Here is a 23,162-nt window from a genome sequence, read left to right on the forward strand (position 1 = left end):
CTGCAAAATAGTTATTTATTCTTCTTTTCATTTTGATAATCCTTCACCATGCCCTCACATATCCAGTTAGCCAACGCCTGCCGGTTATCAGGAATAATCAACCGTTGTAAGTCTCTTTTGTTCTGTATATTCCCCAGCTCCAGAAACACGGAAACAGGCTTTGTATTCCGAAGCACATATAAGTTGCGTGCGCTTACCGTACCTTCAAATCCCCTGTTTGGCTGATGCTTATCATATTTCTTATTGAAAGTATCCCTGATTGTATTAGCCAAACGTTTTCCTTTCTCACTGCCTTCGCAATGATAAAAAAAGACATCTATCTGCTGCCCTTTCCCGCGACTGTCTACGTGGACAAAAGCAGCACGGCGATAACTCTCTTTGTCTTTCGCATACAAACTGTTCACTTTATCACACCGTTGTCTTAGACGTTCCACTTGATTAAGGGGAATAGTTGCCCCCATACAAGTCTCCCGACTACTGTTCGACAGATATTTATCATCACGGATGCCGTCTTTTTCATCCTGAATGATAATATGAACCTTGGCTCCTTTCATTAATAAATTGCGTGCCAACCTCAATACGATATCATAAGCATACTCATCTTCATGCAATTGCTTTCCATGCGCAATACCGATAGCTCCCGGATCGGGCCCTCCGTGTCCGCTGACCAAATAAAAACATGCCCCGCTTAACTCCTGAGACTCAACTTTATATTTAGCCAGTTTCTTTCCGAACAAAGGTTCTTGATTCCCTGCTTCCAAAGGAGGTAATATGTAATCGACATTCAGCTTCAAACCGTTATCCTTAGTAAACTTACCTTTATTCAGTTCCAAGAACAAATCGTAGTGCTGCTTTTTTGTCCGGTTAAACCGCTGCAAGAGAAGACTTATTCCCTCCCCTTTCTTCGGTCGTGCCGTTTCTTGTCCGTACAATGTAACGGAACAAAGACACAACAGCACAGCAAACATAACAAGATACATCTTCTTCATGTTTGCAAAAATAAAATAAAAATCGGGACAGAGCAATGATTTACAGCAATGATTCCCTTGAAAAGAAGTTAACGCCCTTACGAATACCCTTGCTGTAACATCATCTGACGCATCCCATTTGTTAATTTTAAGTTTCAGGATTACATTAATTAACACATTCGAATGGGAATTACTACTTTTGTGAATACATATAAAACGTGAAGCATATGAAAACAAAAACGATTTTAGCCGTACTGTCAATTATTGCTTTCGGCAGCAACAACTCCGCATTCAGTCAGGAGACAACAAATACAAAAGACAAAGATATATTCAGTCCCTATTGGTTTATGCAGGGACAAGTAGGAGGTGCTTATACGGTAGGTGAAGCCACTTTCTCCAAACTAATCTCACCAACAGCAGCTCTATCATTCGGACGTCAATTCACCCCAATCTGGGGAGCACGTCTCCAAGTAAACGGTTGGGAGGCTAAAGGTGCGTGGATCTCTCCGTATGAAAAGTACAAATTCAACTACATCGGAGTGAATGCGGACGTACTGATCAACCTCATGAACCTGTTTTCTTCCTACAAAGCAAAAAGAGTTTTTGACCTGTACTTATTAGGAGGAGTCGGATTCAACCATGGTTTTAACAACGGAGCGAATGATCTGCCCAATGCTTCCGACTTTACTTATAATTGGGAGAAGTTTAATAGGATCACAGGGAGATTCGGCATGCAAGGAGATTTCCGCCTCAGCTCTCGCTGGAGTCTGAATTTGGAAGTGAACGCCAATATATTGTCAGACCGTTTCAATTCCAAAGACGGCGGCAATAATGACTGGTATTGCAATGCCTTGGCGGGAGTAACTTACAAATTTGGCAAGAAAGCAGCAGCGCCGGTGGTAGTGGCTCCGACGGTAATCGAGGAAAACAACCAAAAGACCAATGAGCAACGAGTTGAGCAGAAAGTGCCCGAAACAATAAATGAGCCTCAGGCAAATACAGAGAAGCAAAACACCCAACCTCAAAAGGAAGAGCAAGCAGCGTACAGTTCCGAGATATTCTATTCCATTAATCAGTTGGTGGTTCCGACCGGAGAAAAACAGAAAATAGATCAACTCTTGGAGTGGGCAAAGAATCATCCGGACGCACGGATTATCGTGACGGGATACGCAGACGCAGGCACCGGCACAGCACAGATTAATCTGAGAACATCCAGAAACCGTGCCCAAAACCTGACTCAATTACTGATCAGATCCGGTATTGATAAAGACAGAATCATTACCGAAGCAAAAGGCGATACAGTGCAGCCATTCAAAGAGAATGACATGAACCGTGTTGTCATCATCTGTACCGATAAAGAGAAGTAAGTTTTCTGAGACGTACGTCTCACCTTTCTGAGTCGTACGTTTCACCGTTGTGAGTCGTACGTCTCAGAGCCGTGAGTTGTACGTCTCAGAATTGTGAGTCGTACGACTCAGAGCGGCGAGTCGTACATCTCAGAAAAGCGAGAGATATTTTAGCCGACTATTACTTCCTCTTTATCACTTGACTATACACTACTTCCTTTTGGTTTTGAAGCTTCAAAAAGTATAATCCGTCTGCCATGCCCGACAAATTAATCTGATTCAATAAACCCGTTACATACTGAGAGCACAGTAATTCCCCTGACATCGAATATAATTGGGAAAAGAGTTCATTACCCTCACTGATATCTATATTCAAATAACCATCCGTAGGATTAGGATAAATATTATACCCTTTTTGTGAACGAGCAAGCGATTCATTGACAGACGGCACTTCACCCTCACCCCAAGTTAATGAAGCAGTAGTTCCTCCGGTTAAAGTGTAGGTAATCACTTTACCTTCCCACACAATATCAAAAGTCTTGGTACTTCCGGCTCCGTTATGTACCACGAGCGCAACAGAACCATCTGAATTTAAAAAGGAAGCATACTTCAATTGATCATCATTACCCGAAGACTTAATCCTATATGCACCATTTTTAATAACTTTCGACATTTGGGCTACCAAATAATAAGATACATTACGAGTAACGGTGGAACCGTCTACAGTCAATGCACCCAAACAGGTGTCACATCCTCCGGGTGTATGCGGTTCCAACTTTGCATTGGCCGCCAGGTTCCACTCCAAAGTAAGACTCGACCAGTTATTTACAGAGCCCAGCATAACAGACTGCATATGCCACTGGAAATCTTCATGAAAAGGCGTATTGATACCTGTATATTGCTCTGTAAAATACACCGGCTTTCCTGTTGCCTGATAAGTTTGTGACATCGCGGAGATATCTCCACCGTACAAATGGAAAGCCGATCCATCCACATAACTGCTGTTATTACACACATAAATAGGATATTCCGTATTATCACAATTATGATCCCATGCAATAATCTTCACATGTTTGAATTCACTATTCGCAATTGCCGGCCCCAGATACCTATTAATAAAATCCACCTGTTGCTCTTTAGTCATATACATACTCGGTTCATTATGCGGATGATGCGGTTCATTTTGAGGAGTTATCGCCCAAATATTAATCCCCTGTTCCTTCATCGCCTCAAAATACTTAATGAAATACTTTGCATAGATATCATACTCTTTCAGTTCCCCGCCGATGTATGAATTGCTTGTCTTCATCCACTTAGGTGGAGACCATGGAGTAGCAATTATTTTAATATCCGGATTAATAGCCACGATTTCTTGCAAAACAGGAATCAAATAAGTCAAATCAGGTCCTTCCAGACTAAACTTACTCAAACTTCTGTCTTCGGGATATTCATGATAACTATAAGAAGAATTACTCAAGTCTGAAGCACCGAGACTAATACGTATTACTTCGCTGCCTATCCCCGTTTGCCTGTTAAACAATTCATTCAAAAGCGCTTTTCGTCTTTCAGCACTTAGTTGGCTGATGACTTCCGCACTTCCTTCTGTTAATGCCCACCCAAAACCTTCTATTTTTTGGTATTTTGTATTCTCGTCAATATATATCTTTGTACCATTCTTACCGGTGCCATCTACAAAATTCAGTTTCGAGTGCTTTTGAAAAAGTTTGGCTTTATCAGCAGACGTTTCCCATGAAGTAACGACTTGAGCTGTTCCAAACTGTGAGAAGAATAAAAGAATAACGAATAAATTTACTACAAGATGATGTTTCATTGTATTAACTTTAAGATGAATATTTAGTTTATCTCGCACAAATATAAAAGAATTAGTAATCATATCTTTCCATTCAAATAAATTGGTGGATTCATCCAAGGCAATAAAGGAAATAAAACCTTGATATATAAATAATTAAGGCAATACCGTTTACTACAAAAAGTGGACTATTCACAGCAAAAAAATAAGGATATCCAATGAACAGATACCCTTATTATCTCCTGAAAACCTTCTATAACCTTATTACTTAATGATCATTTCAACTCAAAACCAACCGTACTGCGAATATCTCCGGAAGAAGCTCCGATGTATGCTTCAAACTTACCGGGCTCTACTACCCACTGCCCTTTTGTATCATCGTAAAAGCTCAAAGCCTCTTTATCTATCGTGAAAGATACTTCTTTCTGCTCACCGGCAGTCAGATATACTTTCTTAAAGCCTTTCAACTCTTTTACAGGACGAGGTAAAGAAGATTTCTTATCACCAATATAAAGCTGTACGGTTTCTGCTCCGGGACGATTACCGACATTAGATAAAGTCACGGTAAAGGTGATTTGGTCATCCTTAGAAATCACTTTCTTATCAGCTACCGCCTTACCATAATCAAAGGTAGTATAACTAAGTCCGTGCCCAAACGGGAACAATGGTTTACTCTTTTGCTTATCCGCCCAACGATAACCGACAAAGATTCCTTCTTTATATGTTACATTTTCGCCATCTCCCGGATATTCACCCAAAGCATGAGCACTATTATCCTCCAACTTAACCGGGAATGTAAACGGTAATTTACCGGAAGGATTAACATCCCCGAACAGAATCGACGCAATGGCATTACCCGCTTCTGTACCACCGTACCAAGCCTCAACTACGGACGGAACATTCTTTATCCACGGCATTGCTACAGCATTACCCGTTACCAACACCACAACCACATTCGGATTGACTTTGGACAGTGCGGCAATCAACTCATCTTGCTCATACGGCAATCCTAAGCTCTTGCGATCATCGCCTTCACAATCCTGATTATCATTTTTATTCAAGCCTCCCACTACAAATACAACATCCGCACCCTTTGCTGCCTTGACAGCTTCTTCACGCAAAGCGGCATAATCAATCTTTTCTTGTTCCGGCACTTTCGCATCTTTCACATCTTGTTCTTTCACGGCAGGAGAGGCATATCCCTGAACATAAGTCACCTCTGCGTCTTTTCCTACACGAGACTGAATCCCGGCCAGCGGAGATACTTCATATTTTGCTTTCAAAGAAGAAGAGCCCCCTCCTACTGTCATCTTTTTAACTGCATTCTCGCCTACCACAAGTATTTTCTTTACCTTATTTAAGTTCACAGGCAATACATTTCTATCATTTTTCAAAAGCACAATGCCTTCCTCTGCAATCTGCCTGCCGGCAAGTGCATGCTCTTTTGTTCCGAATGAACCATAAGGACGATTATGATCCATATTCGTCCGATACACCAAACGAAGAATGCGACGGACTTTATCATTCAGCTCTTTCTCCGTTACTTCTCCGGACTTCAATAACTTCAAATAAGGATTTGCAAGGAAATAATTATCATAAGCATTACTTGCTCCCCAATCCAAGCCGTTGGTCCAACTGCCAAACTCCATGTCAAGACCATTATAAATAGCCTCCTTTGTATCGTGAGTGCCTCCCCAGTCAGAGACAACAACTCCGTCAAATCCCCAATCACGTTTTAAAATATCATTCAGCAGATATTGATTGTGACAACAGTGTTCACCTTTATATTTATTGTAAGACCCCATGATAGCCCATGCCTTACCTTCTTGAACAGCAGCCTTAAATGCCGGTAAATAAATCTCGTATAAGGCACGGTCATCAACATTCACATTTACATGGTCACGATCTATCTCCTGATTATTCAACGCATAGTGTTTAACGCAGGCAGCAACACCATTCGATTGTACCCCTTTAATATAAGGAACTACCATCACCGATGCCAGATAAGGGTCTTCTCCCATATACTCAAAATTACGTCCGTTCAACGGAGTGCGATAGATATTAACTCCCGGCCCTAAAAGAATATTCTTATTCCTGTAACGGGCTTCTTCACCAATACTTTTACCATACAGATAAGATACTTCCGGATTCCAAGATGCAGCCAAGCAGGTTAATGCCGGAAAAGCGATACAAGAATCATTTGTCCAATTGGCACCATACCATTCATCCCACATTACTTCCGCACGAATACCATGAGGACCGTCACTAGCCCAATTCTCCGGGATTCCCAACCGAGGTACTCCGGCTGAACTAAACTTAGACTGAGCATGTGTTATTGCTACTTTCTCTTCTACGGTCATACGGGAGAGAGCATCTTCCACTCTTTCCTCAATAGAACGTGAAGTATCCAAATAAACCGGAATATTTTGTTGAGCCTTTACTACACCCAACAAAAATAAGCATCCCGTAATTGACATTAATCTTAAATTCATCTTCTTTACTATTTTACAATCAATCATATTTATCTACTAAGTACAGCCAACAGATTTACTTCTACAAATATATCTTGATATGTAGTTATTTCCTATACAGTGAAATACAATAGTGGAATACAAAGGAGGTAAGACAGGCATAAACGGTTATTTACTAACAATTTACGTCAAAACGGAATTACTTAAAAAGTGGATAGCTACGAGTTGGGAAAGGATACCTTTATTTACTGAAAGAACCTATTTGCATCACCTGACTTTCAAAATCGTCACGAGAAATCTTCGCTTTATTCTTCACCTTAGCACGATAGTTATAAATCGTATTCACAGAATAGCGCAAGAACTCAGCTATTTTAGAACTGTCACTAATACCTAAACGAATTAGGGCAAAAATACGCAGCTCCGTATTTAATAGCTCGCCTTTCTTAAGAACAATATGTTCTTCATCAACTAATAAGGCATTAAACTCTGCCACAAAATCAGGATACAGGAACAGGAACGTAGTATCAAAATTCTGATAAAACTCTTTTAATTCTTCTTCTGTAATATTAGAAGCCCTCGTTATCTTATAAAGTTCCGCACTTTGACCGGACTGAAGCTTCTTATTAACCATCCTGCGATAGGCTTCCAATTTATCTATATAAGTAGAACACAAAGTCATAAATCGACCAATATACTCTTCCTTAACATGATTAGACTCTGATAATCTGAAATTAAAATCTTTCAAACAACCATTCATTTCCGATAACTCATGGTTTAAACCGTTCAATTGTTTGTTTGCAACCTCTAAGTTATTACGCGCTATAGCCAATGAACGCATCTGCTTATAAATATAGACAATAGACACCAATAAAAAGAGAGATAATACGCTTATCAGTATCAAATAGAAACGCAACTGTCTACTTTTTCTCTCACTCTCTAATTGATAAGTGTTATTAATAACGGAGAGGACTTTAGATATTTGCTCTACACGCAAACGTGCATTATAAATTTGAGACTCTTCCCACGAAAAGCAGATATAATTATATGCTCTATTTATATCTCCCTCTTTGTAAAGAATATCTGCTAACGTCCACAAAGAAGCCTGATCTTTTATCCCTGATTTTATATCCGATAAAGCTGATAAAATAAGATATTTTTTAAATTGCTCCACATCATCTTGACAACGATACAATAATGCCCTATGAAAAGCGACCAAAGCATATTCCATAGAGCCAAAATCACATCTTTCCAAACGAATATCATTAATAGCCTCCGCCTTATCAAATTCTTCATTATCACGATATACAGCTTCTTGCAGACTTAAATACAAATCCGAGTCTTTATCTAGTATCTTTAATAAAACGTCTTTATAGTTCTTTGATTTCTCTGCGTATTCCACAGCTTTTCTTTTATCCTGAGAATAGGAAGTCAATTCACCGTATGCACGATCACAAGATATATAATAGTCTATCAATAAAGCAGAGTCTAATGTCGCTACATCCACAGCGTCAAGAATATCAATAGACTCTTTATACATCCCTGTCGAAGCCAATACATAAGCTAATTGAAATTTTGTTTTATTCTGCCGGTACCTATCATGCATTACTTCAGACAAATCAAGGTTTTTATATAAATAATGTATCGCAGAGTCAGATATATAAGAACGATATTCTTCATATAGTTCTTCATTTAGCCGGTAAATAATTTCTTGGGGTAGTCCGGCCTTAGCAACATTCTCTTTCAAGAGAGAAAAACGCTTAACCTTTATATTTTCATATATCTTATGTTCTTGAATCGTTTTATCCAATACCAATAACAAAGAGTCTATTTCATTTCTTGCAAAGACACCTAAAGTAAGAGAAAACAATATTAGATAAATGGCTAATCTTTTCATATACTATACATAAGCACTGACAAAGATAACCAAATATATTAAATGGGAAAAAGACCGGTTAGGGAAAGTTGGGCTCACCCGATAATTATTTAGGGTAGTAAAATCGTTTTTCAGCATACGGTCCTTTGCTTACAAACTCCTATCGTTTGCAAACAAAGGACCGTATGTTTGTCTTCAAAGGACCGTATGTTTTTTATCAATAGAGAAACGCCATCTCCGAGTATTTCAAAGATGGCGTTATTATCTATTTGGGAATTAACTATTCTCCGGGCGGAGTTTACGTACTACAGCACCGGCTTGCCACATTTCACTTTCACGAAGTTGGCGAAGTTCTTCATTCAATTTTTCACGATAATCAGGTTGTGAGTTGGAATCAATAGAACGTTGCGCTTCATTTCCACAGGCTACTTCAGCATATAATTTTTGGAAGACTGGTTTTGTAGCGTCATGGAATGGACCCATCCAATCCAATGCTCCCCTCTGTGCCGTCGTAGAACAATTTGCATACATCCAGTCCATACCGTTCTTTGCAAACAATGGCATCAGTGATTGAGTCAATTCTTCCACAGTTTCATTAAAGGCCTCCGAAGGTGTATGTCCGTTCTCACGCAACGTTTCATACTGTGCCAAAAGCAAACCTTGGATAGCTCCCATCAAAGTACCGCGCTCTCCTGTAAGGTCTGAATAAACTTCACGTTTAAAAGTGGTTTCAAATAAATAACCGGAACCTACCCCGATTCCCAAAGCTATAACACGATCATACGCTCTCCCTGTCGCATCCTGGAAGATAGCATAAGAAGAGTTCAAACCACGCCCTTCCAAAAACATGGTACGAAGAGATGTACCGGAACCTTTCGGCGCAACCAAAATAACATCTACATCAGCAGGAGGAATAATACCTGTACGTTCTTTATAAGTAATAGCAAAGCCATGAGAAAAATAAAGAGCTTTTCCCGGAGTCAGATGTTTCTTTACGGTTGGCCATACTTCTATTTGTGCAGCATCGGAAAGAAGATACTGTATAATCGTACCACGTTTACAAGCCTCTTCAATATCAAACAGCGTTTCTCCCGGAACCCAACCGTCAGCTACAGCTTTTTCCCAAGTCTTGCCACCTTTACGCTGACCTACAATCACATTAAAACCGTTATCACGCAGATTTAAAGACTGACCCGGTCCCTGAACACCATAACCGATTACAGCTATTGTTTCATTCTTCAATACTTCACGTGCTTTCTCCAAAGGAAACTCTTCGCGGGTTACTACATTTTCTACAACACCGCCAAAATTCATTTGTGCCATTTTCTTCTCGTTTTTAAATATAAACCTATTAAACAAATATCACTTTACTACGGCAAACTATTTCATCACCGTTCTTTTTAACCTCAATATTATATTCATATTCATTTTCTTCTTCCTTAAAGAATGCAAGTGTATCCCCGTAATAACTCTCTGCCACATAAGCCATTTCAAAACGTTTAATTCGTTTTTCCTTAAAGACTTCTATAGGAAAGAGGTCAAGAATATGCTCTATATATTTGATACTGTTCACATGACCATTAATATCAATATCACTATATTTTGTTTGATAATCAGTAGATACGGCTTTATCACTGATTTTAATTCTGCCCGGTTTCTCTATCGGACACTCCTTGTCACATACATAATCAACTATACTTCCCCCATGAAGCGTCAGCAAATCTGCCGGTTTACGGGTTTCCATACTTATCATAGCCCATACGGAACGCGCATAACCAATCGTTTTACCATCTTTATTCAAAATAGAGAAATTACGATCAGTGAAAAGACGATATACATTCTCCACCCAAGTCTGCACACTAAACGATTCATATTGAAACGGCAGTTCTTCCAGTTCTATTGCTAAACGGGAAAGTACCCATGTATAATGGTTTTCATTTAAGGAAGCAATACCGAATCCTCTATCCGCAGCATGAAAGCCTGCACAATTCAATAAATGATTGCCAAGCACACTCATCGTCAGATGACCTGTAAAATCTACATGGAAAGGCTCTGCTACAAAATCATATGTACCTACCTTATTTCTTTTTTCCTCTGTCATATCTAAATATTTTTATTTTTTTGATATTTCGCTTCACGGTCTGCAAGATACTCATTTACTCTTTCAAAACAACTGGTGGTAATGGCAACCCGTCCCGAACGCACAAATTGCAATACACACTTCAGTTCCTGCAATTCCTCATAAAGTGAAGTTATATCTTCACTTACTCCATTCTTTTCTACAATTGCAAACACAGGATTAACCTCTACAATACGTGCATTATATTTTCTTATAACTTTAGATGCTGTCGGATTTTCCTGAAATATGGGTGTAGAAACCTTATATAAAGCTATCTCATGGAAATAGATCTCATCGTCCGTAAAATAATGCGCTTGCAGAACATCGATTTTCTTCTCGATTTGCTTTGCTACCTTTTCTATCGTATCCTGATCCGTCCAAGCTGTTATCGTATACTTATGTACCCCTTTAATAGAGGATGCCGATACATTAAGACTTTCAATGTTTATCTGACGACGAGTGAATACAGCAGTCACTTGGTTCAATAATCCGGCAATGTTTTCCGAATGAACGATCAATGTATATAATTTCTTATTGTCCATATTTATTTTGTCACCGTTTTAAAGTCTAACACTCCATTAACATTTGATTTACAGAACCTCCCGGAGGTGTCATCGGTAATACGTTTCCTTCTTCTATCACACAAGCCTCTAATAGATAAGGACCATCTGTCGCCAGCATTTCCCTGATCGCCTCATCTAATTCCTGTCTGGATAGTACCCGTTTCGCAGGAATATCGTATGCTGAAGCTATTTTTATATAATCAGGATTCATCATCGGAGTAAAAGAATACCTGCGGTTAAAGAACATAGCCTGCCATTGACGTACATTTCCCAGATAATTATTATTCAATAAAATCATCTTAACCGGAGCTTTCTGTTCCATAACAGTTCCAAATTCTTGTATGTTCATTTGTAATCCTCCGTCACCCATAAAGACGCATACAGTTCTATCCGGCCTCCCAAAAGTAGCACCTATGGCGGCAGGTAACCCGAATCCCATCGTTCCCAATCCACCGGAAGTAACGATACTTCGGTTCTTACTATATTTAAAATAACGCGCAGACATCATTTGGTTTTGCCCTACATCCGTGACAAGAACAGCCTCATTATTGGTAGCTTCACTCACAGCACGCACTACCTCGCCCATATTTAAAGTATCACTTGCCGGATATAGTTCAGGTTTAATAACCTTTTCAAATTCTTCCTTTTCATAAGAAGAGAAGCTATCCACCCATTCTTTATGATTATTAGGTTCAAGCAATTCCGTAACAGCTTTCAAGGTCTCTTTGCAATCACCCAAAACGGCAATATCCGTCTTTACATTTTTATCTATTTCAGCCGGATCTATATCAAAGTGTATGATCTTTGCTTGTTTGGCATAGGTGTCTAACTTACCCGTTACACGATCATCAAAGCGCATCCCGACAGCAATCAGCACATCACATTCATTCGTTTTAACATTGGGAGCCAGATTACCATGCATGCCTAACATACCCTTATTTAAAGGATGTGCAGTAGGCAATGCCGACAAGCCAAGCAACGTACATCCAACCGGCAAATCCGCCTTTTCTACAAAGGTACGAAGTTCATCCTGTGCATTTCCCAGTTCCACTCCCTGGCCTACCAATACCAAAGGACGTTTGGCTTGATTTATCAATTCAGCTGCAACCATAATCGCCTCTTTATCCACATCCGGAACCGGAACATAACTGCGGATAAAATCGAGCTTCGCAGGCACATATTCCGTTGTTTCGACTTGAGCATTCTTTGCAAAATCCAGCACTACAGGTCCCGGACGTCCGCTCTTTGCTATATAGAAAGCCCGAGCTACCGCCCAAGCCACATCTTCGGCCCGGCGAATCTGATAGCTCCACTTTGTTATAGGCTGCGTAATACCCACCAAATCAACTTCCTGAAAAGCATCTGTACCAAGGAAAGCCGTACCAACCTGACCGGCAATAATCACCAGTGGAGTACTGTCAATCATAGCATCTGCAATACCTGTTACCGTATTGGTAGCACCGGGCCCGCTCGTTACCAAACAAACTCCGACTTCACCGGAAACCCTTGCAAATCCTTGTGCTGCATGCGTAGCTCCCTGCTCATGGCGAACCAATATATGGTTCATCCTGTCCTGATGATCAAATAAAGCATCGAATACCGGCATGATAGACCCTCCGGGATATCCAAAGATAGTTTTAACTCCCTGATACTCCAAAGAGCGCATCAAAGCTTCCGCACCTGAAATTATCTCTTTATCCATACTCTTCCCTTTTAATCTATTAATCTCACAGCCCCTTTATCAGCCGAGCTTACCATACTTGCATAAGCTTTCAGACTTTTAGGAACATTACGTTTCCTTGTGACAGGCGTCATCGGGCGGGCTGACAATTCTTCATCTGTCAATTTTACATTAATCGTTCGTTCCGGTATATTTATCTCAATTATATCCCCATCCTGAATTTTACCGATATTTCCACCTGCGGCAGCTTCCGGCGAGATATGCCCGATACTCAGGCCGGATGTTCCTCCGCTGAAACGCCCATCGGTTATCAAAGCACACTCCTTGCCCAGATGCTTCGATTTTATATAAGAAGTGGGATAAAGCATTTCCTGCATACCGGGACCGCCTTTAGGACCCTCATGGGTAATAACTACCACATCTCCACTCACTACCTTTCCCCCTAAAATACCTTCACAAGCAGCTTCCTGCGAATCAAAAACTTTTGCCGGGCCGGAGAATTTCCAAATACTTTCATCCACTCCCGCTGTCTTAACTACACATCCGTCTTGTGCTATATTACCTTTTAATACAGCCAACCCTCCGTCTTTCGAATAGGCATGTGCTACATCACGGATACAACCATTGATACGGTCTGTATCCAACTCCTTATAATAGGCATTCTGTGATCCGAGTACAAGATTAAACTTACCGGCAGCCGCACTTTTATACTTCCCAATCGCCTCTTCAAGCACATTCGGACTGACAATACTATACTTATCAATTGCTTCCGCCAAGGTCATTCCATCCACACGGCAGACCGTAGTATCGATTAATCCTGCTTTTGCCAGTTCATCCAGAATCGCCATAATACCTCCGGCACGGTTTACATCTTGTATATGATATTTCTGCGTATTCGGAGCCACCTTGCATAAACACGGACTTTTACATGAAAGCATATCGATATCATCCATTGTGAAATCAACTTCAGCCTCATGTGCAACCGCCAACAAATGCAGTACGGTATTCGTAGAGCCTCCCATAGCTATATCCAAGGTCATTGCATTCAAGAATGCCTGACGGGTAGCAATACTCCGGGGAAGTACACTTTCATCACCCTCCTCATAATATTTATAGGTATTCTTCACAATCAGTTTGGCCGCATCTTCAAATAGTCTCGTTCGGTTTTCGTGAGTAGCGACAATGGTACCGTTGCCCGGTAGTGCCAATCCGATAGCCTCATTCAAACAGTTCATGGAGTTTGCGGTAAACATTCCCGAACAACATCCGCATGAAGGGCACGCCCGCTGCTCTATCTTGGCTACATCCTCGTCACTGACACTTTCATCGGCTGATTTAATCATTGCATCTATCAAATCCAAATGTTGTCCGTCCAACTCTCCGGCTTCCATCGGACCACCGGAAACAAATACAGTGGGAATATTCAATCTCATTGCAGCCATCAGCATTCCCGGAGTAATCTTATCACAATTAGAGATACAAACCATTGCATCCGCTTTATGTGCATTGACCATATACTCCACACTGTCGGCTATGATATCGCGGGAAGGAAGAGAATAAAGCATTCCGTCGTGTCCCATGGCTATACCGTCGTCAATGGCAATGGTATTGAATTCCGCAGCAAAACAACCTAGCTTTTCTATTTCGGCTTTCACCTTCTGCCCTATCTCATGGAGGTGAACATGCCCCGGTACAAACTGTGTGAACGAATTCACGATTGCAATAATCGGCTTACCCAACTGCTCCCTTGTCATACCGTTCGCAGCCCACAGAGCTCTCGCTCCCGCCATCCGGCGTCCTTGTGTACTGAACGAACTACGTAACTGATTCTTCATTTTACCTTAAATCCCTTTTTAAATTAAAAAGCCTCTCTCATCCATGTGAGAAAGGCTTTAAAATATATCTTTTTACTATACAATTACATATACAACCTTCCTCACGATCTTGATGGAATCACCACGACGCGAATAATATGCAGAATTGCCAGGTTAATGGATGTTATTGTATTCATACTTTCTATCTCTCGTTTTCTTAATTATGTTGCAAAGGTAAGGCTTCTTTTATAATATGCAAACAAATTGAAGAAAAAAATCATATAATAATTATCATTTGAAAGTAAATAGAATATTATTGCCTTATTTTATCACTAAAACAGTTCTTTTATCTCAAAAGAGAAAAAAGTAAAAAGCTCTCTTTTTGAAACTCTTAGTCTTATAAATTGTTCTATCTTTGTAAGAAAAATGAGCTTATGGAATATAACTTTGATGAAATCATAGACCGAAAAGGTACCGATGCCGTAAAAATAGAAGGTTTATTAAGTAACTGGGGACGAACGGATTTATTACCGATGTGGGTAGCCGATATGGATTTCCGTACTCCCGAGTTTATAATCGACGCTATACGAGAACGTTGTGAACATGAGATCTTAGGTTATACAGTTAAACCACAGAGATATTTCGATGCCATTCATAGCTGGCTCGATAAACGATACAACTGGAATGTCACGGAAGAAATGATTCAATTCACTCCCGGAGTAGTTGCCGGACTGGCTTTCGCTATCCAATGTCTTACAAAACCCGGAGACCGCGTTATGATGCAAACACCGGTTTACCATCCATTCTTTATTTTTACGGAGAAAAACGAGCGGGAGGTAGTCTATAACCCGTTAATACTGAAAGATGGCAAGTACCGGATGAATATTCCCCAATTTAAAGAACTGATAAAAACCTGTAAGCTATTTATTCTTTGCAACCCACATAACCCGGGCGGACGTATCTGGACAAAAGAAGAGCTTTCCGAAATCGCGCAGATATGCCATGAGAACCATGTTCCGGTTATTTCCGATGAGATTCATGCCGGTCTCGCTTTACCGGGTCACAAGCACCATCCGTTTGCAACTGTTTCCGAGGAAGCCCGCATGAATTCCATTACTTTTATGGCAGCCAGTAAGGCATTCAACATCCCCGGGTTATCCAGCGCATACGCTATTATCGAAAACAAGACACTAAAAGAGCGTTTTACCGAACAACTGGAAAAGACAGAGTCCGGTAGCGGACATATATTTGCCTTCCATACCGTAGCCACTGCCTATGAAAAAGGAGAAGAGTGGTTGAACCAAGTTACTGAATATATACAAGGTAATATCGATTTGTTGGATTCATTTCTACAATCTCACACGCCGAAAATAAAAGCAATTCGTCCGCAAGCATCTTATCTTGTATTTCTAGATTGCAGGTCACTCGGAATGACTCAACAACAACTAATCGACTTTTTTGTAGAAGATGCCAAACTAGCCCTCAACGACGGTGCGATGTTCGGGAAAGAAGGTACCGGATTCATGCGCATGAATGTCGGATGCCCGCGCAGTATACTGCAAAAAGCACTTAATAATCTGAAATTAGCCTACAATAAACACTTTCCCGACAAATAATTCGTATCTTTGCGAATTCAGAATAATCTGGAAAAATCATAAAGTGAAATTATAAATGGAGACAACCCCAAACAAGTACATTACTGTAGCCTATGAGCTATATGTTACAGAAGACGGCGAAAAAGACTTAGTAGAAAAAGCAACCACGGAACATCCTTTCCAATTCATTTCAGGATTGGGTACTACGCTCGATGCTTTCGAAGCTCAACTGAAAGATCTGAAGGCCGGCGATAAATTCGAATTTACGATACCTTTCGACCAGGCTTACGGAGAATATGTCGAAGAGCATGTTCTTGATTTGCCTAAAAACATATTTGAAATAGATGGTAAGTTTGATACCGAACGTATCTTTGCAGGCAATGTAGTTCCTTTGATGAACGCAGACGGACAACGCATGAACGGTACGGTTGTAGAAGTTAAAGAAGACATCGTGGTTATGGATCTGAACCATCCGCTTGCCGGAAACAACCTTACTTTTGTAGGAGAAATCGTTGAATCACGTCCTGCTACCAACGAAGAAATACAAGGTACTCTCAACATGATGAGCGGTGGCGGTGGATGCAGTTGCGGATGTTGCGGAGACGACTGCGGCGATGAAGAATGTGGTGACGGCTGCGGTTGCGGCGGACACTGCCATTAAATAAGTTAAGAGTTAAGAATGAAGAGTGGAGAGTTATATTATCCGAATGACAACTCTCAATTCTTCATTCTTAATTCTTAACTTATTTCGACGTCATTATCTTCAACACCAGCTTATCGGTCTCATTCATTCCCTGAGAACCTATTAGGGTCAAGTTACGGATACTCTTATCAACATCTTCATCGACAATCCCTTCCACAGACGTTACACATTTATTATCCATTGCCATCATGGCGGACATCACAGCAGTAGAAACCCCGCTAGTCAGCTTCATGGCACAACTGGGCTTTGCACCGTCACAAATCATTCCGGTCAGATTGGCAATCATATTCTTTACTGCAAAAGAAATCTGCTCATACGTGCCACCCATCAGATAAGTAATACCGCAACTGGAACCGGTAGCAGCCACTACACAACCACAGAGAGCAGATAAGCGTCCCAAACTTTGTTTGATATAGATAACTGTGAGATGACTCAATGTCAAAGCACGAATCAATTCTTCTTCATTCTTATGCGTATCCTCCGCATATATCACAACAGGAAGGGTTGCAGCTATTCCCTGATTGCCGCTGCCCGAATTACTCATGACAGGAATCATGGCACCCGCCATACGCGCATCACAAGCCGCAGAAGTATAAGATAATATATGAGAGAACACACAATCCCCCATCACCTGATGCTCATAACTGCCTCTCATTGTTTTTCCCAGTGCATGCCCGTAGTTTCCTTCAAAGGATTTCTCCGCAGCATTACGGTTTAACTCCGCCGATTTCAGGATAAAACGAATCTCACTTAATGGGGCGGTCATCGCAAAGTCATATACTTTACGGAGATTCAGCTCCAGACACTCTTCTTCTGCATCCACTGCTCCGGCTTGTTGCTTATTAAGCAAAATATCCTCACCATGGGCCACATATATAAAGTTGGTATGTCCACCGGAAATAATTGCAACTGCTCTATCACTTTCAGCCTCGCAAATCGCTTCTATATATAGCTTTTCTTCTATATTCTCCTTTAGCTGAATATCTATTCTACGCCCGGCAATCATCTTCTTTCCCTGTTCCACTGCCTCCGGCGTACTATCCTTCAATACTTCCAGTTTATATTCCGACTTACCGATCAATGCACCCAAAGCCACAGCAATCGGCAGACCGATCATGCCTGTTCCGGGAATCCCCACTCCCATGGCATTCTTCAGAATATTCGCACTTAGATAAACGGTTATCTTTTCAGGACATCTGCCCAATGTCTCACTTGCCTTTGCAACGGCAAGCGCCACAGCAATCGGCTCTGTACATCCTATCGCCGGAATCACTTCACGATTGATCAGGTCGATAATCTGTTTTCTTTCAGATTCTTTCATAGTTATGCGGTAATATAATTTTCTCGTCAAAAATACAAAAAGTTTGATTAGACGATACAAAATAGTTGAAATAAAAAGCACTGTTTCTTTTAGCCATTCGTTAACTTCTCTTTAATAAAGCTTTCCCCTTTTCCGTCAAATGGTATTTCTGTTTGGGATGTTTGGGTTGTTCGGGATAAAGTGACTCTACCAATTTCAGCCCTATGGCCGGATAAAGGTAGTTTTCCAAGAAGTTGCTTTTATCTTTCAGACCCATCAACTTCATAATTTCTTTAGCCGAATATGTATTGTCACCGATTGCTACCAGAACTTTTTCAACCTGTGGAATAACTGTCGGGGAACTGTAGGGTAACTGTGGGGTAGCAGTGGGATTTTGCCCGACAGTATCCCGTACATAACGGAACACCACCTGCACAAAAGCACCGTCCGAATGAAACTCCGGATCAGGAAGCCCCACACGGCGACATTCACTGACCATCAGCCCAATGCCGCGTCCCCAACTTTCCAACACCTTACTTTTATAAAGGACATTGGCTATAATAGGATTTTGTGGTTCAGAATCATGCGGTCCCAGCAACCTTTCCAATGTCATATCCTCCGGAAACGTGCCGCTATTCGTGACTTCCACACGATCATCATAGATGGCTATGCTGACGGAACTGCCCGGTTTATGGTACAGACGATGTGAAAAACTGTTTATGCAACTCTCGCGCAAGGCTTTATAGGGAATGGTCAGTTCCTCTTCCCTATACAGCTTTTCAACCTTTCCGGAAAGTGACAGATGTTTGAAGAAGAAAGCCATAGCTGCATCCAGTAGTTCAAAAATATTGCCATGTACACGCAGATTGTCCACAAACTCGTCTTTATTCGTCCCTTTGAAGCGTGCCATCCGTAACAGACACTGCGGATAATCCGACAAGTTTTTGCCGAACAATACCGCCGCTGCATTTTTTAGTTTGCCGTCACCAAATGAGAGATCGAATTTTCCGAGGATGATCGGAATCTCTTCCAATATGGTCGTTTCCGGCAAACGCCCACTCTCAACACCCATACGGACTGCACCGCGGATAATGTTCGAGTCAAGGTTTTCTATTTTCAAATTCTCATTGATAATAGTCTCCCATCCATATTTACCACCCCGTTGTAACAGCAATAAGTTATATTTTTCCTGCGACATGACAGATGTTACACTTTCCATCCGGTGGTAGGCTCTTCCCTTATAGGTAAAAGGGCGGGCACTCAGTTGTGCATCAGCATGAAGACCAATCACATACCTATTTGTATCAGGAATGGTGGTATAAGAAATTTTGATTGCAGGCAATGGTTCTATTCGCCTGATAGCTTCTACAATATCCCGTTTTGTCTTGTCGCTCAAATCTTGGCCGATTACCTTTCCTTTGTCTGTCACGCCGAACAACACGGCTCCGCCCGCCCCGTTGAGCAAGGCGCAAAGCGTTTCCATGCCGCGTTCTAACTGTCCGGTGGTTTCTTTAAATTCTATTTGTTCGTTTTCATTCTGAACTATCAGGTTCTTTATATCCTCAAGATTGCCTATTTTCATACCATATATTATTGATTTACAAAAGTACTCTTTTTTTGCTATATAATATGGAAATAACAAATTAGTCCCTACCGGCATCCACAAAAAAAGAGGAACAAATATTAGAATCCGTTCCTCTTCTTTCCTTATTTAGACATTAAATAATCTTATTCTTCCTCATCTCCCCAGAATCTTTTCTTAGAACGGGTAGAAGATGTTGAACCATTCGGATCAAATCCCGGTGCATCGGGAGAGGCTGCTACAACATTTTCCAATTCTACTTCTATGATTTCTACTTCCGGCTTTATATACTTTTTCATAATCTTTTCTCGTTATATATTACTATTGGAAAAATAAACTAAACTATGCTAGCGAAGTCTTAACTTCATTAACACAGCTTAGTTCGTTTCTTTTTATTACTTCACAAAGACTTTATGTCCGTTTACAATATAGAAGCCCTTAGACAATCCTTCGATAACTGTCACCTCTTCCGGTGCGTTAATGGTACGTACAATACGTCCACTCAAATCAGCAACAACAACCTTTGTGGCAGATTCCACTATGATATTGCCATCCTGAGCATATACTCTCTCTGATGTAACGTCCGCAGCATTCATACCTGTTGCTCCACCATCATGTTCCACACTGAAATTAGGAGCATTAAATTTATTGCCGGAGTTATCGATATAAGCACGGAACGGATATACAACAGAATTTGCTTCATTAGGAACAAAATTGGTTCCTGCCGCATTCATCATATAAGCAGCTTTTGCAGTTGCAATATCCTCATCTATATAGCTACCTTTAAATTCATTCACTACATACGACGGCTCTGTAACTCCAATAGCTCCGCTACCGCTGAACACATAAGGTTTAGTTTCTCCTGCCGCACCTGTTGCTTCACCGAAAGAGATTATATAAGGAGTATTAGCAGTCCAAGTCGTTTCTCTTGCGAAAGTAATGGTATTACCTTTCTCCATTCCCGTACATTTCTCCAATACATAATTTTTAGCCACACCGTTATCTGTTACGGAAGTCACAGCAAACGGCAACATGATTGTTTCCCAACCACCGTCGAGATAGCAGTTGCGAGTATAAGAGATGGCATCGGCTGTAAATGCTTTCGGAGCATGGAACGGCACTTTATCTGTTATGACGATGCTTGCAGCTTTATCACCGGCGATTACATTCGTCGCATCAATAGAAGCAACCTCAGTACCCGCTTGCACATAAACTAAACAGTTAGTATTAGTTAATCCAGCCTTTATCGTGGCTATTTCTATTGGTTCACCACTCATATCAACTAAAGTAACATCGCTTAAATCAATATTAGTAGTTGAATAAGGATAGAGTTCTACTTGAATAGGAATCTGAGTATTTTCATCCATAGACCACAAAATAGAAATAGAAGCTCTCAATTCACCATTAACAATAATCGCATCCAAAGTTACAGGTAGATTGCCCAATGAAGCACCAGCACCATCAATAGTTATAACCTGAGAGGTAATCATTCTACCTTCACTATCTACACTTACATCTTTCAAATAAATATCGCCTAAATTAGCTCCCATAAATGAGAAATTACTTAACTGCAAATCAACTTTATTATCCAGAATGCTCGTAATTTCTATCGATTCACCTATTTCATTAGAAATGTTCAATAATTGTCCACCCATTTTTATTGCTAATTTTCCAATATAAGAAGTATATTCAGAAGCAGCCGCAGGCTTAAATTGAACTTTATAAACATGACAATTAGGAGATTCAATACCAGCGACATAATCACTACCATAAACATTAATAGTCAAAATACCGGTTATCTTATTGAAAATATGTTTTACTGTAGATGTAGGATCACTCTTTGTATATGTAAGCAAGTTTTCATCAAAAACGACCGATGACATATCGTATGAAATAGTTTCTTCTGCAAAACCAGGAATCGTAACACCATCATATTTCAAATCAGACAAAGTGGACATTGGAGTGACTTTCTTAAACTGAATTGCATATTGGTGCATATTAGGATTAGTAGTAGCATTATAATCATTTCCTAAAACAGTTATAGTTAGAATTCCTGTCGAATAATCATAATTATGAGAAACAGAAGCTCCTTTTCCTTTCTTTATATATGAAAGTAAACTTTCATCAAAAACAACTGATGACATATCATATGTAGTGGTTTCCTCTGTAAAACCAGAAATTGTACTACCATCATATTTTAAATCAGATAAAGTAGAATAGTAAATAAATGTAAATTCATCTGCGTATAAGATATTATTATCTCCTATTTTACTTTTATCAGTAGTAAAATAATCAGCTGATGAAATAATAACATTTATCTTCTCCGGAATAGATTCACTCAAATAATTTAATGGAATAGTCACTTCTTTCCATTCTGTATCAGAAGCTGGATTAATAGAATATTCCGTATTCATTATTAATTCAAAATTACTTTTAGTTACTCCACTAGTAATTATTCCTAATACATCTTTATCGCGATCTATCATTTCAGCAGTTGTAACAGTACTTTTACCTAATGTTTCTTGGCGTGAAACAGTACTACTCGTTGATCCTTTCCAAGCATATGCAAATATTTTAGCAACTTCATTATTATTCAATGTTCCATTTTTATCAGATGTCTCAGTTCCCATAACACGTTTAATATATCCATGAAGAGCATCTGGCTGAAAAGAAAAACTTTGTCCCCCGCGAGTTCCTCCATCACACTTTGCTAAATCCATAACAGCATAGACCCAAGGAGTTCCCAATGTAATATATCCTGGAGCCTGCGTTCCTATTCCGGCAGCACCAACATACAAATTTTTCATCATTACAGCTTTTTCAGAATAACCTGATGCTTCTTCCCATACTAATTGTTGTTTCTTACTTGTGTCAAAGATTACAGCCTTTACAGTCTGATACACATTGGATCCCTTCCAACCGACAGGCTGCTGACCAACTGTATTCCAACCCACTTCAAAAGTATCAAAATTTCCATTAATTTGCTGCCCCAATGCAGTAGAACTAATACCAAGCAACACTCCCATTACCATCAATAAACGTCTAAGTTTTTCCATTCTTGATTTCTTTTTATTAATACCATATTATTTTCTCATTCTACTAAAACCTATGCAAACTACAGATTTTAGAATATTGCAAAATAATACCATTTATAACATTCTCACAAGGTCTATTTATAAAATATAATGTCCTCATTCTTAAATCTACCACTAATTTTCAAGAAGATAATAAAATATACTGTAGTAATTTACTTAAATCAATAGATAGTCTTATAATACAAACAAGGGATTACTGCCAATGCAATAATCCCTCGTTTCATATAAATTTAATAAATTTT

Annotated in this window: 16 protein-coding genes; 3 read left to right on the forward strand and 13 right to left on the reverse strand. The window is 40.0% G+C overall.

Annotated elements, in window-relative coordinates; all coding sequences use genetic code 11:
• Positions 1-11: 11 nt before the first annotated feature.
• Positions 12-989 (reverse strand): N-acetylmuramoyl-L-alanine amidase, encoded by a 978-nt coding sequence (locus DXB63_RS04235; protein ID WP_122125149.1) that lies wholly within the window; start codon positions 987-989, stop codon positions 12-14.
• 206 nt (positions 990-1,195) lie between these two features.
• Between DXB63_RS04235 and DXB63_RS04240 the strand changes: the two genes are divergently transcribed.
• Positions 1,196-2,335, forward strand: a complete 1,140-nt coding sequence (locus DXB63_RS04240) for an OmpA family protein (RefSeq protein WP_122125150.1) — start codon at positions 1,196-1,198, stop codon at positions 2,333-2,335.
• Positions 2,336-2,495: 160 nt separating this feature from the next.
• On the opposite strand, the gene DXB63_RS04245 is transcribed toward DXB63_RS04240, so the two are convergent.
• The 8 genes from DXB63_RS04245 to ilvD all read right to left on the reverse strand — a co-directional run bounded on the left by DXB63_RS04245 (position 2,496) and on the right by ilvD (position 14,666).
• On the reverse strand, positions 2,496-4,145 hold the full coding sequence (locus DXB63_RS04245; protein WP_158563635.1) for a glycoside hydrolase family 30 beta sandwich domain-containing protein: 1,650 nt from the start codon (positions 4,143-4,145) through the stop codon (positions 2,496-2,498).
• A 254-nt stretch (positions 4,146-4,399) separates the two neighbouring features.
• Positions 4,400-6,616: a glycoside hydrolase family 3 C-terminal domain-containing protein gene (locus DXB63_RS04250; RefSeq protein ID WP_122125255.1), complete on the reverse strand. Its 2,217-nt coding sequence runs from the start codon at positions 6,614-6,616 to the stop codon at positions 4,400-4,402.
• Between the two features lie 220 nt (positions 6,617-6,836).
• A complete protein-coding gene (locus DXB63_RS04255) occupies positions 6,837-8,489 on the reverse strand; it encodes a DUF6377 domain-containing protein (RefSeq protein ID WP_122125152.1) in 1,653 nt (550 codons plus the stop codon).
• A gap of 255 nt (positions 8,490-8,744) precedes the next feature.
• A complete protein-coding gene (ilvC, locus tag DXB63_RS04260) occupies positions 8,745-9,791 on the reverse strand; it encodes a ketol-acid reductoisomerase (RefSeq protein ID WP_122125153.1) in 1,047 nt (348 codons plus the stop codon).
• A 28-nt stretch (positions 9,792-9,819) separates the two neighbouring features.
• Positions 9,820-10,569, reverse strand: coding sequence for an acyl-[acyl-carrier-protein] thioesterase (locus tag DXB63_RS04265; RefSeq protein WP_122125154.1), 750 nt, complete (start codon positions 10,567-10,569; stop codon positions 9,820-9,822).
• Positions 10,570-10,571: 2 nt separating this feature from the next.
• Positions 10,572-11,129: an acetolactate synthase small subunit gene (ilvN, locus tag DXB63_RS04270; RefSeq protein WP_122125155.1), complete on the reverse strand. Its 558-nt coding sequence runs from the start codon at positions 11,127-11,129 to the stop codon at positions 10,572-10,574.
• A 25-nt stretch (positions 11,130-11,154) separates the two neighbouring features.
• On the reverse strand, positions 11,155-12,852 hold the full coding sequence (gene ilvB / locus DXB63_RS04275) for a biosynthetic-type acetolactate synthase large subunit (RefSeq protein ID WP_122125156.1): 1,698 nt from the start codon (positions 12,850-12,852) through the stop codon (positions 11,155-11,157).
• Positions 12,853-12,863: 11 nt separating this feature from the next.
• The gene (ilvD, locus tag DXB63_RS04280; RefSeq protein WP_122125157.1) at positions 12,864-14,666 is read right to left on the reverse strand and encodes a dihydroxy-acid dehydratase; all 1,803 of its coding nucleotides are present in this window, start codon (positions 14,664-14,666) and stop codon (positions 12,864-12,866) included.
• A gap of 413 nt (positions 14,667-15,079) precedes the next feature.
• Here ilvD and DXB63_RS04285 point away from each other — a divergent pair, with 413 nt between their 5' ends.
• Together DXB63_RS04285 and DXB63_RS04290 are read left to right on the forward strand one after the other, a co-directional pair.
• Positions 15,080-16,261 (forward strand): MalY/PatB family protein, encoded by a 1,182-nt coding sequence (locus DXB63_RS04285; RefSeq protein ID WP_122125158.1) that lies wholly within the window; start codon positions 15,080-15,082, stop codon positions 16,259-16,261.
• Between the two features lie 55 nt (positions 16,262-16,316).
• Entirely contained in the window at positions 16,317-16,901 is a 585-nt protein-coding gene (locus tag DXB63_RS04290) for a peptidylprolyl isomerase (RefSeq protein ID WP_122125159.1), read from the forward strand.
• Positions 16,902-16,983: 82 nt separating this feature from the next.
• On the opposite strand, the gene DXB63_RS04295 is transcribed toward DXB63_RS04290, so the two are convergent.
• From DXB63_RS04295 to DXB63_RS04310, 4 genes are all read right to left on the reverse strand, one after another.
• Positions 16,984-18,264, reverse strand: a complete 1,281-nt coding sequence (locus tag DXB63_RS04295; protein ID WP_122125160.1) for a serine dehydratase subunit alpha family protein — start codon at positions 18,262-18,264, stop codon at positions 16,984-16,986.
• 100 nt (positions 18,265-18,364) lie between these two features.
• Positions 18,365-19,825 carry an ATP-binding protein gene (locus DXB63_RS04300; RefSeq protein WP_122125256.1) on the reverse strand — a complete coding sequence of 487 codons (1,461 nt, stop codon included), beginning with the start codon at positions 19,823-19,825 and terminating at the stop codon, positions 18,365-18,367.
• A 146-nt stretch (positions 19,826-19,971) separates the two neighbouring features.
• Entirely contained in the window at positions 19,972-20,124 is a 153-nt protein-coding gene (locus tag DXB63_RS04305; RefSeq protein WP_122125161.1) for a toxin PIN, read from the reverse strand.
• 96 nt (positions 20,125-20,220) lie between these two features.
• On the reverse strand, positions 20,221-22,881 hold the full coding sequence (locus tag DXB63_RS04310; RefSeq protein WP_122125162.1) for a calycin-like domain-containing protein: 2,661 nt from the start codon (positions 22,879-22,881) through the stop codon (positions 20,221-20,223).
• Between the last annotated feature and the right edge of the window lie 281 nt (positions 22,882-23,162).

This window comes from Bacteroides sp. OM05-12 (genome assembly GCF_003438995.1).
GTDB lineage: Bacteria > Bacteroidota > Bacteroidia > Bacteroidales > Bacteroidaceae > Bacteroides.

Bases quoted from the DNA above. Each gene is read 5' to 3' on its own strand.
- DXB63_RS04245 (WP_158563635.1), bottom strand. From the start codon at position 4,145: ATGAAACATCATCTTGTAGTAAATTTATTCGTTATTCTTTTATTCTTC.
- ilvD (WP_122125157.1), bottom strand. From the start codon at position 14,666: ATGAAGAATCAGTTACGTAGTTCGTTCAGTACACAAGGACGCCGGATG.
- DXB63_RS04255 (WP_122125152.1), bottom strand. From the start codon at position 8,489: ATGAAAAGATTAGCCATTTATCTAATATTGTTTTCTCTTACTTTAGGT.
- ilvB (WP_122125156.1), bottom strand. From the start codon at position 12,852: ATGGATAAAGAGATAATTTCAGGTGCGGAAGCTTTGATGCGCTCTTTG.
- DXB63_RS04235 (WP_122125149.1), bottom strand. From the start codon at position 989: ATGAAGAAGATGTATCTTGTTATGTTTGCTGTGCTGTTGTGTCTTTGT.
- DXB63_RS04310 (WP_122125162.1), bottom strand. From the start codon at position 22,881: ATGGAAAAACTTAGACGTTTATTGATGGTAATGGGAGTGTTGCTTGGT.
- DXB63_RS04305 (WP_122125161.1), bottom strand. From the start codon at position 20,124: ATGAAAAAGTATATAAAGCCGGAAGTAGAAATCATAGAAGTAGAATTG.
- DXB63_RS04295 (WP_122125160.1), bottom strand. From the start codon at position 18,264: ATGAAAGAATCTGAAAGAAAACAGATTATCGACCTGATCAATCGTGAA.
- DXB63_RS04290 (WP_122125159.1), top strand. From the start codon at position 16,317: ATGGAGACAACCCCAAACAAGTACATTACTGTAGCCTATGAGCTATAT.
- DXB63_RS04300 (WP_122125256.1), bottom strand. From the start codon at position 19,825: ATGAAAATAGGCAATCTTGAGGATATAAAGAACCTGATAGTTCAGAAT.
- DXB63_RS04285 (WP_122125158.1), top strand. From the start codon at position 15,080: ATGGAATATAACTTTGATGAAATCATAGACCGAAAAGGTACCGATGCC.
- DXB63_RS04265 (WP_122125154.1), bottom strand. From the start codon at position 10,569: ATGACAGAGGAAAAAAGAAATAAGGTAGGTACATATGATTTTGTAGCA.
- ilvC (WP_122125153.1), bottom strand. From the start codon at position 9,791: ATGGCACAAATGAATTTTGGCGGTGTTGTAGAAAATGTAGTAACCCGC.
- DXB63_RS04250 (WP_122125255.1), bottom strand. From the start codon at position 6,616: ATGAATTTAAGATTAATGTCAATTACGGGATGCTTATTTTTGTTGGGT.
- DXB63_RS04240 (WP_122125150.1), top strand. From the start codon at position 1,196: ATGAAAACAAAAACGATTTTAGCCGTACTGTCAATTATTGCTTTCGGC.
- ilvN (WP_122125155.1), bottom strand. From the start codon at position 11,129: ATGGACAATAAGAAATTATATACATTGATCGTTCATTCGGAAAACATT.